The 15,048-nt window shown below is 38.0% G+C and carries 12 protein-coding genes and 1 tRNA gene; 10 read left to right on the forward strand and 3 right to left on the reverse strand.

Translation table 11 applies throughout. The annotated features are described in order from the left end of the window. Positions 1-79: 79 nt before the first annotated feature. A complete protein-coding gene (locus HCJ30_RS02050; RefSeq protein WP_185390775.1) occupies positions 80-1,759 on the reverse strand; it encodes a DUF6044 family protein in 1,680 nt (559 codons plus the stop codon). Between the two features lie 303 nt (positions 1,760-2,062). Between HCJ30_RS02050 and HCJ30_RS02055 the strand changes: the two genes are divergently transcribed. From HCJ30_RS02055 to HCJ30_RS02080, 6 genes are all read left to right on the forward strand, one after another. Further along, positions 2,063-6,799, forward strand: coding sequence for a Cna B-type domain-containing protein (locus HCJ30_RS02055; protein WP_185390776.1), 4,737 nt, complete (start codon positions 2,063-2,065; stop codon positions 6,797-6,799). Positions 6,800-6,895: 96 nt separating this feature from the next. Continuing rightward, entirely contained in the window at positions 6,896-7,171 is a 276-nt protein-coding gene (locus HCJ30_RS02060) for a hypothetical protein (RefSeq protein WP_045553542.1), read from the forward strand. A gap of 42 nt (positions 7,172-7,213) precedes the next feature. Further along, positions 7,214-7,741, forward strand: coding sequence for a cysteine hydrolase family protein (locus HCJ30_RS02065; protein WP_185390777.1), 528 nt, complete (start codon positions 7,214-7,216; stop codon positions 7,739-7,741). Positions 7,742-7,827: 86 nt separating this feature from the next. Next, positions 7,828-8,532, forward strand: coding sequence for an HAD family hydrolase (locus tag HCJ30_RS02070; protein WP_185390778.1), 705 nt, complete (start codon positions 7,828-7,830; stop codon positions 8,530-8,532). A gap of 113 nt (positions 8,533-8,645) precedes the next feature. Next, complete coding sequence (locus HCJ30_RS02075; RefSeq protein ID WP_008947058.1) at positions 8,646-9,062, forward strand: Rrf2 family transcriptional regulator; 417 nt, start codon at positions 8,646-8,648, stop codon at positions 9,060-9,062. Positions 9,063-9,074: 12 nt separating this feature from the next. Beyond that, positions 9,075-9,668: a class I SAM-dependent methyltransferase gene (locus tag HCJ30_RS02080; RefSeq protein ID WP_185390779.1), complete on the forward strand. Its 594-nt coding sequence runs from the start codon at positions 9,075-9,077 to the stop codon at positions 9,666-9,668. A 59-nt stretch (positions 9,669-9,727) separates the two neighbouring features. Here the strand turns inward: HCJ30_RS02080 and HCJ30_RS02085 are convergent, their stop codons facing one another. Beyond that, positions 9,728-9,868: a zinc ribbon-containing protein gene (locus HCJ30_RS02085; RefSeq protein ID WP_004564587.1), complete on the reverse strand. Its 141-nt coding sequence runs from the start codon at positions 9,866-9,868 to the stop codon at positions 9,728-9,730. A 245-nt stretch (positions 9,869-10,113) separates the two neighbouring features. Between HCJ30_RS02085 and HCJ30_RS02090 the strand changes: the two genes are divergently transcribed. Next, a complete protein-coding gene (locus tag HCJ30_RS02090) occupies positions 10,114-11,148 on the forward strand; it encodes a DUF4236 domain-containing protein (protein WP_185390780.1) in 1,035 nt (344 codons plus the stop codon). 62 nt (positions 11,149-11,210) lie between these two features. On the opposite strand, the gene HCJ30_RS02095 is transcribed toward HCJ30_RS02090, so the two are convergent. After that, positions 11,211-11,300, reverse strand: a tRNA-Ser gene (locus HCJ30_RS02095). Positions 11,301-11,384: 84 nt separating this feature from the next. Here HCJ30_RS02095 and HCJ30_RS02100 point away from each other — a divergent pair. From HCJ30_RS02100 to HCJ30_RS02110, 3 genes are all read left to right on the forward strand, one after another. Further along, positions 11,385-11,918: a DUF3267 domain-containing protein gene (locus tag HCJ30_RS02100; RefSeq protein ID WP_185390781.1), complete on the forward strand. Its 534-nt coding sequence runs from the start codon at positions 11,385-11,387 to the stop codon at positions 11,916-11,918. 63 nt (positions 11,919-11,981) lie between these two features. Beyond that, positions 11,982-12,899: an aldo/keto reductase gene (locus HCJ30_RS02105; RefSeq protein WP_185390782.1), complete on the forward strand. Its 918-nt coding sequence runs from the start codon at positions 11,982-11,984 to the stop codon at positions 12,897-12,899. Positions 12,900-13,164: 265 nt separating this feature from the next. Beyond that, entirely contained in the window at positions 13,165-15,042 is a 1,878-nt protein-coding gene (locus HCJ30_RS02110) for a heavy metal translocating P-type ATPase (RefSeq protein WP_185390783.1), read from the forward strand. Positions 15,043-15,048: the final 6 nt, after the last annotated feature.

A 15,048-nucleotide genomic window follows, 5' to 3' on the forward strand; every position in this document is an offset into this window, starting at 1 on the left:
CACTCCTTTCATTAATCATACCACAAAAAAAGCGAAAGGCACGATTTGTTCTCTAGGGAAAAATCGCGCCTCGCACTTTTTAATTCGTCACTTTGTATAAATAGATTTTCCAGTATGATTCTTGGTTGTTGAAGGCCTTTTCGAATTGAAGACCGATGTCCGCTGCATTATCAATCGGAACAGCCGATAAAATATATTCGCCACCGACCGCTTTAAACGTCGCCGAATTAAAATCTAGCTGTTTAATATGTTTATCTGAATCTTTTCCGAAGTCATAGTTTTTCCCTAACTCAGCAGAAAATAAATAACAACGATTGCCCCAATTATCATAATAATCTTCTAAAACAGGACTCTTATCTAACTCACCAGCAATAATTTTCCGGAAGGCCTTTTTATATGCAAGTGGATAGGAATTAACGTAGCCATCCACTGTATAAAAGCCATTTTCCTGAGAGACAGACGGATGCAGTCCAATGCTACCAACGCGATAACTTGACTGCGGCTTGCCAATATAATCTTTAATTTCCTCAAATTGCTCCGTCGCATAAAATTGATTAATGCTTGGCGAGCCATTTCCGGTGCGATAGTAAATCTCAGAATTATTAGCGAAAACGACCACGAGTTGCAGTACAATCGCCACATACGCCAACTTCCGCCACCAATTTCCTTTTTTAATTAAGTAAACAATCGCAAGTGCAAATAATCCATAAAATAAAAACGGCTGTAAAAAGTGGAACCGCGAAAAATTAAACGTCCGCATGATTTCCACGTTCTCTTTAATGACATTCCAGCCCTTGTACCACCAAAATCCATACCAAAAAGATAAAAACAAATTAAATCCGAACAGCCATAAAAATAGCTTTTCTTTCACCCATTCGCGCTTAACGATGATGAGTACAAGAACGAGAAGTAAAATTGGTAAAATAACGAATCCAGCCAGCGCCTGATCGTGCGTATGCCCATTAATAAAATTTTTAAAGCTCAGCCGAAACGAACTTAAAAAAGATAACTGCGGTAAACTAAATTCACTTCTCGAATCTGGTTCGGGGTGCAAAAACATCCCATAAATAAAGCGATAATTCACCAAGGCGTAAAGCAAGCCCATATAAATCATACTAAGTAAAAAGCGGATATTCACTTGTTTTTTCTTAATCACATCATATAGCCAAATACACCCAACCATTACTAAAAAGAAACAAAATCCTAAAATTAAACTTGAGTAAAATGGAAGCAATGTTAGGATGACCACGTTCCAAATACGTCGCCGATTATTTCTAATGTTCAAAAATGCCCACAAAGCAAGCGGCATTCCGAGCGTACTCAACATACCCGATGGCCAAAATGGTGTCAGCGCAAATGCTAAGGAAACAAAATAAAGCGGCACGAGATATTTTTTATCTTTAATAAGATAATCCCTCGCCCATAAAAACAACCCTAAAAATGCAAATACACGTGTAATTAATTGGCTTACCGCAAACGCAATCGGCGCACTGAAAATCATATAAAGCCAATCAATACCAACAAACTCTGAATCAAAAGAATCTCTCGGAACACTATCATCCATTATTTGATCGATATTAGCTGTCCCAACTTTTGCGGTATAATCTCCGCTATCCAAAACCATTTTGTACCAAGTCATATTGGAATCCAAGTTATCATGAATCCTCACATGACTATTCCCGCCAAGAATAAATAATGGAGCGACATAAATTGCCAATAACAGAAGTGCGACGATTAGCCACTTATGCTTTTTCCACATAATTCTCCTCCTTCATTATCTCTACTATTATATGTACCCGAGAAAACTAGTTTCAATTATATCAAAGGAAACGAGATTTGTTCATTCATAAGGGTATAATTTTAACACTATCTTATTCTTGTTTGAACATTAAGTGTGGCGAAAACGTCACAACTTCCTCTTTTATATAGGCAGTTTTGTCTGATTGGCTTGTTCCAGGAAGCTGTTTTAGCGAGTATGATACGTTTAAGATAATTATTCAAGTAGAACAAATAAAGTCTATTTTGAGTAATTTCAATAATTAGTAGTAAAAGGAGAATTATCATGCTAAAATACAACTGGCAAAAAGTGTTCGTTGTAATGGTTGCGGTTGCGCTTGTTTTTCAACTGGTTCCATGGTCTAATATCTTCGCCGGAGCAGAAGAAAATCAAACAAAAACAACCCAACAGATAACTCAACCAGATAATCAAAAAGTAGCGGATGAAAACAAAACAACCGTAATACCTGACAATAAAGAGACAACTAAAAATCTAGTTAATGGAAAGCAATTACTAAAAGGTTCCGTTGATTGGAATTTTACAAATAAAGTAACAGACGCAAACGGGAATACGAAAGAAACTTATGCACCAGGAGACTCACTCAAGTTTTCACTAAGTTTGGCCATCCCATCCTATTCAGAAGCAGTCTTGGATGAAACTTATACATTTTGGATACAAAAAGACTTCTTCCAAGGAGACAAAGTGACATTTGTTAATCCAGCAATTGATGGGTTAACGCCGAGACAAAATGTTTTTACAGCTGATTCCATGAAAAACTCGATTGGCACAAAGACTATTAATGGTGTCCAGTATGTTGGTTACACACTCAAATTTAATCAGAGCCCGGAAGCATTGGCAAAATATGAAGATGAGCCGCTTACTAACGCTAAATTCGATATGTTTGCAACCATAAATACGACTATTACAACAAAAGAAGACTATAAAGCTATTGTAATTGAAGATGATAAAGACGTAGATATTAGTAATATTGAAGTCCCCGTGACACCACCAACTCCCGATACAGATAATGGTGTACTAACTGCATCTAAAGTAATTGACTCGGCTTGGCGTTTAGACAAAGACACTGGAAAATATCTTAAAGTCGCTACATCGTCCACAAACTATACACCTGAAAAAGATGATCTAGTTTTCTATTATGTGTATGCTACGAACAATTCAGGGGAAAATGCCGTTTTAGAAAAAATGGTAGATGAATTACCAGCTGGTTTTTCCATTATTTCGGAAGGTTCACCAGAATGGCAAGCTTTATCAACTGCATCTGGCTCTTCGCTTCAACGCGGTTGGGTTGCTTCAGCAGACCAAACAAACCTTGCCCCTGGCGCAACTAGATACGAATTACCATTTTCCCCAGCTCAGACTATCTCCAAAAATGGTGGCGGTATTTATAGAACGATTGCAGCAAAAGTAACAGATCCAACGAAAGATTTGACTAACGTTACTAAAAGCCCGACTAAAGGCGGCGAAGGTAAATCTGGTTCTGTAACGCCAAGTGGTAAAGATGTTTATGACATGGCAATTACAACAAAAATTAGCTCCACTTACGATAAAAACAATAAATATATTGGCGCTGTTAGTAGCACAACTACGCCCGTTTCTATATCAGAGGGAAGCACAGTTGGCGTGACTTACACCGCGATTAACCAAGGGAATTATACAAAAGATGTTGTCGTTTATGCCTATGTACCAGCAGGTTATGAACTAAATAATGATACATCTGATTTCAAAAATACGAATGATAAATGGAAATACGAAACAACAGTGCCTAGTGGTGGCGGTGTGTGGAGTGATATCAAAGTTTACTCAATTACACTTTCTGGAGGCATGGCATCAGGTGCAACTGCAACCGCGACCATGTATATGAAAGCTATCGGCATGCCAGATGATGGGACTTATAGCGCAGTAGACTTTTACATGGCTGGAGAAATCGGTTCATTTTCTAACTTTAATGGTGATTCTACTTTAGACGGAGCAATTACCGATGTGGACTCGACGCCAGACATGAATCCAGGAAACGATTTGATTAGTAATGTCGATGGTTCTACGATAAAACCAATTGACGGATTCCAAAAAGAAAAACCACATGTTGTAAAAGAAAATGCTAAATCAACAGCGACTTTACAAGATGAAGATGATTTCGATTTTGATTATGTCACTTTCATTAAAACACCAGAAGTAATTCCATCTGAAGGAAAAGTGTTTGAAAAAACACGTTTATCGGCAGCTGATGCAGAAAAAACAGCACGCAATATGATTGGTAACGACATTATGGGCTCTGCACTCAAAGACTATATGCCTCTTGCAGACGATGGTAGAATTACTTCACCAAAAACATATATGGTCTATGAAATGAACATTAACCCATCTGGAGTAGAAGACACACTAAATTCTTCGTTCACAGATACACTTCCAAAAGGGTTGAAAATGCTTGAATATGATATTGCTGGTTTAAATTCTAGCAATAAACACATTTATGGTTTTACAACGAACAAATTTGAAGGTACACCGAAATTCACAAATGCAGACGGACAAGATGTTATTGTTTATCAAAAAGGCTTATATTCCGAGAAACAAGTTTGTATTGCCAACCCTACTTTAAATGACGTTGGAGTAAGGTATTTCGGAAATAACGCGGATAAAATGGGTGTAACTGGTTCCGTAACAAAAGATGCGCGTACCCTAACGCTTAATTTTGGTCAACCAGCCGCAGATCCAATGTATAGTGAAACAAAAGCAGCATACAAAGTGTACATGATTGTAGTTATCGATCCAGACGAAATTGACTACAGTAGCATCATGCAAAATAAAGCAACATACACTTACAACGATAAAGTTATTACTTCTTATGAAAATAGCGAAATGTACTGGGATGCTGGTGGCGGTACGGCCTATGCGAAAAAATATGTTTTAGACAATAAAACAAATGCATATATAAGTGGAAGCCAATATAATGTGGCTACTCCTGACGCAGAGGGTAATTTATCAGTTGGCTATAAAATACGAGTAAGAAGTGCGTATGAATTTGATAAATCTTCTATTAATATTGGAGACGTTATTGCTGCAGATAATTTTAAATCTATCTCTAATGTGGAAGTAAATGGTTATGAGGCAAGTCCAAACACGGGCTTCCAAATTGACGGGGAACTTGAAAATCCTGTACCACTTGCTGCGGATAAGTATGCGGTAGAAGCAAAAGCAACTGCGAACACATTAGATATCACAAACCCAGTTGACATTCCGCAAATGCAACTATATAACGTTCTTTTCAAAGTCAATTATCAAAAAGTAAAATATGGCGCGAAACTGGTTAACCAAGCAGCTGGATCAGAAGTTGCTACGGTTGTCCCGCTAAACTTAAACCTTTTGAAACAAGACGATATAAGCAAAACAGCATTGACAGGCTATGAATTCAAAGCTTATTATGCGGACGAAAACGGAAAAGCAGATTTAACGAAACCGGTCAAAGATACAGCTAATAACGAAATTGTTATGACAGACTCATCCGGCGCAGCAAATTTCATCCCGACTGGTTATAAAACAACTTCTAAAAATCAAGAATGGAATGTAGTTCTTGTTGAAACAAAGACACCAACTGGTTATGAATCAAATGAAAATAAAGAGTATCCAGTTACAGTGAAGAGCGATGCGAATGGTAATTTATCCATTCCAGCTAGCACAAAAACAGGTCTTGAAATCACCAATGATGATTACGGAGCAACAACAGCAACTATTGACAACCATGCAGATGTGAAAATGATTGATGTGAATGGCGCGAAAACTTGGACTGGTGACAAAGAAGCAGACCGTCCAGATTCCATCGAAGTACAACTTTTACAAGACGGTGTAGCATACGGTAATCCAATTACTGTAACAAAAGCAGACGACTGGAAATATGAATTCAAAAATGTTCCAGAAACAAAAGCAGATGGAACTAAATACACGTATACAGTTTTAGAAAATACAGTAGCTAACTACACAAGTGCTGTCACTGGTCTTGATATTAACAACACATTAATCAAACCAGATGTAAAAATGATTAATCTTGACGGTCAAAAAACGTGGAAAAACGATACAGAAAATGATCGTCCCGCATCCATCGAAATTCAATTACAACAAAATGGGCAAGATTACGGTTTCCCAGTAACAGTTACAAAAGATAACGATTGGAAATACGAATTTAAAAACCTACCAGAAACAACCAATGATGGAGCGGCTTACAACTACACAATTGTCGAAAAAGCAGTTCCAGGCTATGAAACCAAAGTCGACGGAATGAACGTCATCAACACGAAAGTAGATGCACCAAAAACCACTGTCACTGGTGAGAAAACATGGAAAAACGACACAGCCAAAGACCGTCCAGACTATATCGAAGTACAACTTTTACAAAATGGACAAACTTATGGTGATCCAGTCAAAGTAACGAAAGAGAGCGATTGGAAATATAGCTTCAAAGATTTACCTAAAAACGATGCTAACAACAACGCTTATCGTTACTCTGTTGCTGAAATAGCAGTTCCAGGCTACAAAACAACCACAGATGGAATGAACTTAATCAACACAAAAGTAACCGATGAGAAAAATGTAACTACAGCGAGCGGTACAAAAACTTGGGTGGGAGACAATGAAAAAACACGTCCCGCATCCATCGAAGTTCAACTTTTGCAAAACGGTAAAGCATACGGAACACCAATCAAAGTAACAGCAAAATCGAATTGGAAATACAACTTTACCAACCTTCCAGAGAAAGACAAAACAGGTGAAAAATACAGCTATACCGTATCTGAAAAACAAGTATCTGGCTATAGTGTAAAAGTAAAAGGCATGGACTTAACGAATACAAAAGCAACAAAAACGACACCAAAAGTTACACATTCTACCAATAAACCAAGTAAAACGAAAAAATTACCTGGAACTGGTGATACGAATGGTATGTTGCTAGTTGCTGGTGGATTAGTACTATTATTCTTAGGACTACACCTTAGAAGAAAAAGTATCAAATAAAGAAAACAGCCGATCCGAGTAAGCTTGGGTCGGCTGTTCTTTTGAATAAAGCAAAATCGGGTATACAAATAAAAATGAAATAAGGGGGGCTTCATGATGAAAGAAGAGCTACTGCAAGCAATCGAAGTCGATGAGCCAGTTTTACTTGTAACGGCAATCGGGTATATTGTAGGAATTGTGGAAACAAAAGGAGAGCTTATTCGCTTAAACGATGTGTATATCAATTGTGTTTCAGCCAGTAGAGTAAACCGTTTTAGCCGAGGCTTAGCTGTGAATGTCAATCAAGTCATCGGTATGCAACTATTAAGTAAGTCGGAGAAAGATGAAATGATTGGCGGCTGGAAGGCATATGTGGCGCCTACAGCTGGTTAAGCTATGATATAATATAAACAGCACTTACGGAGGTCTGAACGAATGATATTATTAGTTGTTGATACACAAAAATTAATTATGACAAATAATCTTTACAATTTCGATTCACTGGTACCCAACATAGAACGATTAATCACTAACGCTCGAAAAAATAAAATAGAAATAATTTATGTGCGACATGACGACGGACCTAATACAGAACTTACAAAAGGAAAAGAAGGCTTCGATATTTACGAAAAATTCCAACCAACTAAAGACGAAAGAATCTTTGATAAAACCGTAAATAGCGCTTTTAAAGGAACAGGTTTACTTGCTTATCTCAAAGAAAAAGGAGCGAAGAAAATTGTAGTAGCAGGATTGCAAACCGATTTTTGCATTGACGCTACGGTGAAATGTGGTTTTGAGCATGGCTTCCAGATGATTGTTCCCGCCCACGCCAATTCGACGGAAGAAAACCACTTTATGTCGGGGGAGAATAGTTACAAGTACTATAATGAATGGATGTGGCCTGATCGTTACGCGACCTGCATATCTATAGAAGAAACAATTAATGAAATGGAAAATAACTAAGAGAGTCTAAGCATTACGCTTAGGCTCTTCCTACTTTTTTGATTTAATGGTAGAGTAAAAGGAGTGAATTTTTGCAGGAGGAAATGATGATTAACTTAATTTTTGATATCGACGACACAGTTTATGACCAACTAAAACCATTTGAAAATGCATTTAAAGCTACTTTTGGCAAAGCGGACCACCTGAAAATCGAAAATTTATATATTAAAAGTCGATTTTATAGCGATGAAGTTTATCACCGCGTTGTCCGAGGCGAAATGCCGAAAGCAGAAATGCACGTTTACCGGATTACGCAGGCGCTAAATGATTTTGATTATCAAATTACCAAAAAAGAAGCAGAAGCCTTTCAATACGCCTACGAACAAAACCAACGCAAAATTGAACTTTCGCCGGGGATTAAAGAAATTCTCGCATGGGCTAAAAAGAACGAAATAACGATGGGAATTATTACAAACGGACCAAAAGAACATCAACAACATAAAATAAATGATTTACAAATTAATGATTGGATTCCTGTTGCGAATACTTTTATTTCTGGTAAAGTAGGCATCGAAAAACCGGATAAAAAAATATTTGAGCTAGTAGAAAAGCAAATTGGAATTAATAGTGCAGAAACCTATTATATTGGTGATTCTTTTGAAAATGATGTTATCGGATCAAAAAGTGCTGGCTGGCATTCGATTTGGTTGAATAGACGGGATCATTTGGAGCCAAAAGATGCAGTGTACCGCCCGGATTATTGTGTTGAAAATGAGCAAGAATTATTTACGCTTTTACAGAAAATATTTTAATTATTGAAGACCTTTTTCCATTTTTGGGAGAAGGTTTTTTAGTTATGAATTGACAATTTTGTTTAACGGGGATATTATAGAGTCATTAAGTCTTTAATTAAGAAGGTGAAAATATGAAATTCTCGAAAGCAACGAATTATGCGCTACATACGATGGTTTATTTAGCGAATTTATCACCAGAAAAATCAGTCGGTGTGAAAGAACTTGCGACCAAGCAAAATGTATCGCCAACGTATCTATCTAAGGTGTTAACGATGTTAGTAAAAGCTGGCTTCGTTGAGTCAGTAACGGGCGTCAATGGCGGTTATAAGTTAGCCGAACCAGCGAGTAGTATTAGTTTTCTAGATGTCATTCAAGCGATTGAAGGGAAGGGTGCATTTTTCCATTGTGACCCTAAAAATCATAGCGAAAGCCAGCCACACTGCTTGATTGGCGAAGTGATGAATAAGGCAGAGCAACAGATGGATGACTATTTAAGCAAGCAGACAGTAGGAAGTATTGTCGTCGAAATTGAAAAACATCAACATTAAAGGAGTGCTAAAATGAAACATCATCATAATCACCACGGGGAAGCTGGTTTTAAGCGGAAAGTAGATTATTTGGATCGACCAGAGCGGAGTGAAGTGTTGTCGCCGGAGGATTTTTTGCAAGCAATGTCAATCGAAAAAACAGCAAGTATTTTAGATTTAGGAGCGGGAACAGGATTTTTAACGATTCCAGCTGCAAAATTGGTCGATAATACAGTTTTTGCGTTAGATTTAGATGCGAAAATGTTGGAGTTGATTGAGTCGAAAGCGAAAGATGCGGAGTTGGCTAATGTAGAGACGTTAGAAGCGAGCATGGATGATATTCCGCTTGAGGCAAGTTCGGTGGATGTTGTGCTTGCATCGCTCGTGTTGCATGAAGCGGAGTCGCTGGCGGATGTTTTGCGTGAAGTGAGTAGAGTTGTGAAAACGGGCGGCTATTTCGCAAGTTTGGAATTTGATACGAAAGGGACTGATTTGAAAGGGCCACCAGTGGAAATTCAGATATCTGCGGAGAACTTGAAGGATGAGCTTGCTGGATTTGGGTTTGAAGTGGTGAAGAATTGGCAGTTGGATGAGGGGATGTATGTGAGTATTGCGGTGAAGAAGTAGTACGAAATTGTATATCGTTTGCAAAAAAAGAGTAGGTGTTAAACCTACTCTTTTTTTACTTATTTACTATAATTAGTATTTTGGCATTTAGGACATGGAGGGAGTTTATCTGTTTTATCATCAAGAACAACTTTTTGCGCACACATAGTGCAAGTATATGTTCCAGTGCCAGGTTTTTCGCCAGTTGAATGCATTGCCATTTATATCACCCCTTTAGTATTAATATAAATTATTTTTTCAATAAAATTATATTTTGTTCAAATAAGAACATTTTTTGCTTGAGATTGATTTTTTTATAAATGGGAAAAAACAGTAAATTTCATGATATAATATCTTTTGATACATATTTCACAAAGAGGGAATTCCTTTATCAAAATGATAGGTAGACAGAAAATAAGTGCACCGATGGATGTTGTATTTACTATGTTTGAAAAGGAGAAAAGCTATGGGAATTAGGTTAAGGAAAAGTATTAATTTAGGTGGCGGTTTCCGAGTTAATGTAAGTAAGAGTGGAGTCGGTTATAGCTGGGGAGTCAAGGGAGCTAGAGTAACTAAAAAAGCTAACGGGAATACAAGGACAACTTTTTCAATCCCGGGAACAGGAATTTCATATGTAGATGAGACAAAGCGAAATCGAGATGATGAAAATTCCAATAGAAGAATAAATCCAAATATTTATGAAGTAGACAATGACTTTGAGAGTACAGAAAAGATTAATGTGAGTGAATACCAACCAGTCGAATATAAGGATTTACTAAAGAGCATCCAAAAGGTTCAAAATATTAATTTGCTCAGTACAATTTTAATTTTCACCCTCCTTCTAGCTGCATCGCCGATTTTCTTAATTACAGGAATTGGAGGTATTGTATTAAAGATATATGTTTATGTGAAATTACCTATAAAGTTAGACTATAACTTTGATGAAGAAAGTAAAAATTCTTATGATAATTTGTGTGAACTTTGGATGAGCTTAAATGAGAATAGTAGATTTTGGCAAACTATTTCAGCTAGTAGTCTAAATGAAAGAGTTAGTGGGGGAGCTTCTCGCGGCATTGAGCGTATATCTTCCAAAGCAATTAATAAAATACCGTATTTCTTGAAAGCAAATGTGAAGCCATTTGGGTTAAAACTACGAAAGCAAAAATTATTCTTTTTGCCAGATAAGTTACTAATAATCTCGGGACGGAAAGTTGGGGCTTTAAATTATTCCGATATTAACATGGATTTAGGTACAACAAATTTTGTTGAAACCGATCCAGTACCAAGAGATGCAAATATTCTTCGTTATACTTGGTTAAAAGTGAATAAAAACGGAACTCCGGATAGAAGATTTAAAAACAATCGTCAAGTTCCAGTTTGTCAATACGGCTCGGTTCTAATTGAATCAGGAAACGCGTTGCATGTTGAATTGATGTGTTCTAATTCTGCTACAATTGAAAAAATGAAGCATTTTGCACACAAAGTATTAAACAAAGATTGACTTTTCATTCATGAAATAAAAAGGTTCATTGCTTTAAAACAGCAATGAACCTTTTATATTGACGGAGAAACGGGGATTCGAACCCCGGCGCGGCATACACCGCCTAACAGATTTCGAGTCTGTCCCCTTCAGCCGGACTTGGGTATTTCTCCACTGTGACATAGAATGCCGACAAGAAGTATTGTATAATAAAATTAACGAAAATACCAGTGTTTTTTATAAAAGGAGCGGGCTGAATGGAAAGAAAATTGGTTCAAGAAATAAATTTACTAGAAAATAAAAAGTTAGTGATGAATTTGAATATTGTTGCGATTGCGGTTGTACTCGTATTAACCGTTTTAGGAATTGTTTTTTCAGGCGGTTTCCAAATTACCAATGGTTTGGCGGAGGTTATGTGGCTTGGTGTAGGTTATTTGATAGCGATTATTATTCATGAAGCAGTGCACGGGATTTTCTTTAAAGCATTTCGTCCAGAAGCAAAAGTGAAATTTGGCTTTAAAAATGGGATGGCTTACGCGGGAAGTCCGGGAGCATTTTATACGAAAGCACAATTCTTTATTATTTCGATTGCGCCATTTATTGTTCTTACGGGTTTGTTCATTTTTCTGCGTTTTCTTGGGGTGAATGAAGCAGTTCTTTATTTGATTTTTGCGCTACATACGTCTGGTTGTGTCGGGGATTTTTATTACTGCATTCTTTTGATTAATCAGCCGACTGGAATCGTTGTTGAGGACACGGATAAAGGGATTAATTTTTATTCAGAAGGTTAACCTTGGTAACGATTACAACAAAGTGTTAGAATAAGGATATACTTTTAGAAAGAGGTGCTTGGTTTGAAACGTATAACAATTGGTAATAGCGCTTTAACAGCTTCAGAAATTTCGCTTGGATGTATGAGAATGGCGGATCTTAGTAAAGAAGATGCAAACAAAGTGATTAATACAGCACTTGAAAATGGCATTGATTTTTTTGACCACGCGGATATTTATGGCGGCGGTAAATCAGAGGAAGTCTTTGCTGATGCGATTGATATGAATGCGACGATTCGTGAAAAAATGATTCTTCAATCAAAATGTGGGATTCGTCAAGGATTTTTTGATTTTTCCAAAGAGCATATTATTTCATCTGTAGAAGGTAGCTTGAAGCGCCTGAAAACAGATTATTTAGATACACTGTTACTTCACCGTCCGGATACACTTTTCGAACCAGAAGAAGTAGCTGCGGCTTTCACTGAGCTTGAAAAAAGTGGGAAAGTTCGTCATTTTGGTGTAAGTAATCAAAATCCAGGACAAATTGAACTATTGAAAAAATATGTCGACCAAGAATTAATTGCCAACCAATTGCAATTTAGTATTATGCATACGGGGATGATTGATACTGGTTTTAATGTGAATATGACAATTGATCCTTCGCTTGATCGTGATGGCGGAATTTTGGAATATAGTCGTTTAAACAATATGACTATCCAAGCTTGGTCTCCGTTCCAGTTTGGTTTCTTCGAGGGAGTATTCTTAGATAATGACAAGTTCCCTGAATTAAACAAAACCATCGATAAAATTGCTGCTGATAAAGGTGTAACTAATTCAGCGATTGCTGTTGCGTGGATTCAGCGCCACCCTGCAAGCTTCCAAACAGTGGTTGGTACAATGAACCCGGGAAGAATTGCGGATATCGCTAAAGCTTCTGATGTAACGCTTAGCCGCGAAGAATGGTACGAAATTTATCGTGCTGCGGGCAACCAATTACCATGATTTATGCAGACACTTGGGCGTTATGCCTGAGTGTTTTTTTGCGCAACAAAATGATAGTGAAACTCATTCTCATTTATAAAACAATTTTATCAATTAGTTTGAAAAGAGTTTTTATAAGTGCTATAATAACAAGTGAGTTAGGGACGCCTACCTTAGGAATTAATTATAATAATTATTGTTTAATCTGTTTTTCGCGCTTGCGAAAGCAGATTTTTGTGTTTTTTAGGGTAATGGGAATCATTATCATTTGGAGAGGATGAGCATAATGAAAGCATGGATGAAGCAGAATTGGCAATTTATAACGACTGGTATTAGTGGGGTTTTGATTATTATTGGTTGTTTAGTCGGCAGTGATGTCGGTGATTTTTGGACAGCAGTCATTTTCCTGAGTGCGTTTATTATTGGGGGTTTTGAGCAGGCTAAAGAAGGAATTCAAGCAACCATTAAAACGAAAAAATTGAATGTCGAGCTTTTGATGATTTTGGCGGCTACTGGTGCATCGATTATCGGGTACTGGTTTGAAGGCGCGATACTTATTTTTATTTTCTCTGTTAGTGGGGCGTTGGAAGCTTATACGACGAATAAAAGTAAACGCGAAATCACGAAATTAATGGCTTTTCAACCAGAACGCGCTTTTCGTTTACTTGCGGATGGCGATTTGGAGGAAGTTGCAGCGAAAGATTTGCAACTTGATGATATGGTATTGGTTCGGCCGGGGGAGAGTGTTCCGATTGATGGGGTGATTGTTCGTGGTTCGACAACGTTAAATGAAGCGGCGATCAATGGCGAATCTGTGCCAGCGACGAAAACGATTGGGGCGGACGTATTTGGCGGGACGGTCAATGTGAGTAGCGCCATCACAGTCAAAGTAACGCAAACGTTTGATAATACGATTTTCAGTAAAATTATTCGGTTGGTTGAAACGGCTCAAAGCGAACCTTCGAAAACAGCGCGTTTTATTGAACGATTTGAGGATGCGTATGTAAAAGCAGTGCTATTATTTGTATTAGTAATGATGTTTTTACCGCATTTCGCATTAGGTTGGTCGTGGAATGAAACGTTTTACCGGGCGATGGTTTTATTAACGGTTGCATCCCCTTGTGCGCTAGTGGCTTCGGTAACGCCGGCAACGTTAGCGGCAATTTCTAACGGCGCGCGCCATGGGATTTTATTTAAAGGCGGCGTACATTTGGAAAATTTGCGTGGTGTAAAGGCAATTGCATTTGATAAAACAGGGACGCTGACCAATGGGACACCCGAACTTACGGACCGATTATTCGCAGAAAATGTTGATAAACAGCAAGTAATCAATGTGGTTGCTGCGATGGAACGGCAATCTTTACATCCGTTAGCTGCGGCGATAACGCAAGATTTAGAAGCAGAAATCACCGAAAAATTAGCGGGAATGGAAGTGACGGATATGCCTGGTTGGGGCGTGAAAGCGGAATATAACGGGGAAACATGGCAAGTTGGTAAGGCTGGTTTTGTCGGCACAGAAGCGGCGGCTAAATTTTCCAATGGTGCGTTTGAACGACTTGCTAGTGAAGGGAAGACGATTGTTTATGTCGCTCGAAATGGGGCTGTTTTAGCAATGTTTGCCCTGAAAGATACTTGTCGCCCTGAAGCAATTCGCACGATCAAAGCACTTCAAGCAAAAGGGATTAAAACGATAATGGTGACAGGCGATAACGAACAAACTGGCGCGGCAATTCAAGCTGAACTAGGGATGGATTATGTCGTATCTGGTTGCTTACCGGAGAAAAAAGTGGATGTGTTAAAAGAATTATCGACTACTTATGGTAGCGTGGCAATGGTCGGTGACGGAATCAATGATGCCCCGGCGCTTGCTCATGCGGCTGTTGGGATTGCGATGGGCGAGGGAACGGATATCGCGATGGAAACAGCGGATGTCGTTTTAATGAAAAATGACTTAGAGAAAATCCCTTATGCTTATACGCTTTCTGACCGACTTCACTGGATTAGTTGGCAAAATATTTGTTTCGCCATTGCGGTAATTCTTGTTCTTATCACGGCAAACGTTTTCCAATTAATCAATTTACCATTTGGGGTTGTAGGGCATGAAGGAAGTACGATTCTGGTTATTTTAAATGGACTTAGACTTCTTCGGACCAACCGAAAATAGTGATTT

This window comes from Listeria cossartiae subsp. cossartiae (assembly GCF_014224155.1).
In the GTDB taxonomy this organism is placed as follows: Bacteria; Bacillota; Bacilli; order Lactobacillales; family Listeriaceae; genus Listeria; species Listeria cossartiae.

Bases quoted from the DNA above. Each gene is read 5' to 3' on its own strand.
- HCJ30_RS02050 (WP_185390775.1), bottom strand. From the start codon at position 1,759: ATGTGGAAAAAGCATAAGTGGCTAATCGTCGCACTTCTGTTATTGGCA.
- HCJ30_RS02055 (WP_185390776.1), top strand. From the start codon at position 2,063: ATGCTAAAATACAACTGGCAAAAAGTGTTCGTTGTAATGGTTGCGGTT.
- HCJ30_RS02060 (WP_045553542.1), top strand. From the start codon at position 6,896: ATGAAAGAAGAGCTACTGCAAGCAATCGAAGTCGATGAGCCAGTTTTA.
- HCJ30_RS02065 (WP_185390777.1), top strand. From the start codon at position 7,214: ATGATATTATTAGTTGTTGATACACAAAAATTAATTATGACAAATAAT.
- HCJ30_RS02070 (WP_185390778.1), top strand. From the start codon at position 7,828: ATGATTAACTTAATTTTTGATATCGACGACACAGTTTATGACCAACTA.
- HCJ30_RS02075 (WP_008947058.1), top strand. From the start codon at position 8,646: ATGAAATTCTCGAAAGCAACGAATTATGCGCTACATACGATGGTTTAT.
- HCJ30_RS02080 (WP_185390779.1), top strand. From the start codon at position 9,075: ATGAAACATCATCATAATCACCACGGGGAAGCTGGTTTTAAGCGGAAA.
- HCJ30_RS02085 (WP_004564587.1), bottom strand. From the start codon at position 9,868: ATGGCAATGCATTCAACTGGCGAAAAACCTGGCACTGGAACATATACT.
- HCJ30_RS02090 (WP_185390780.1), top strand. From the start codon at position 10,114: ATGGGAATTAGGTTAAGGAAAAGTATTAATTTAGGTGGCGGTTTCCGA.
- HCJ30_RS02100 (WP_185390781.1), top strand. From the start codon at position 11,385: ATGGAAAGAAAATTGGTTCAAGAAATAAATTTACTAGAAAATAAAAAG.
- HCJ30_RS02110 (WP_185390783.1), top strand. From the start codon at position 13,165: ATGAAAGCATGGATGAAGCAGAATTGGCAATTTATAACGACTGGTATT.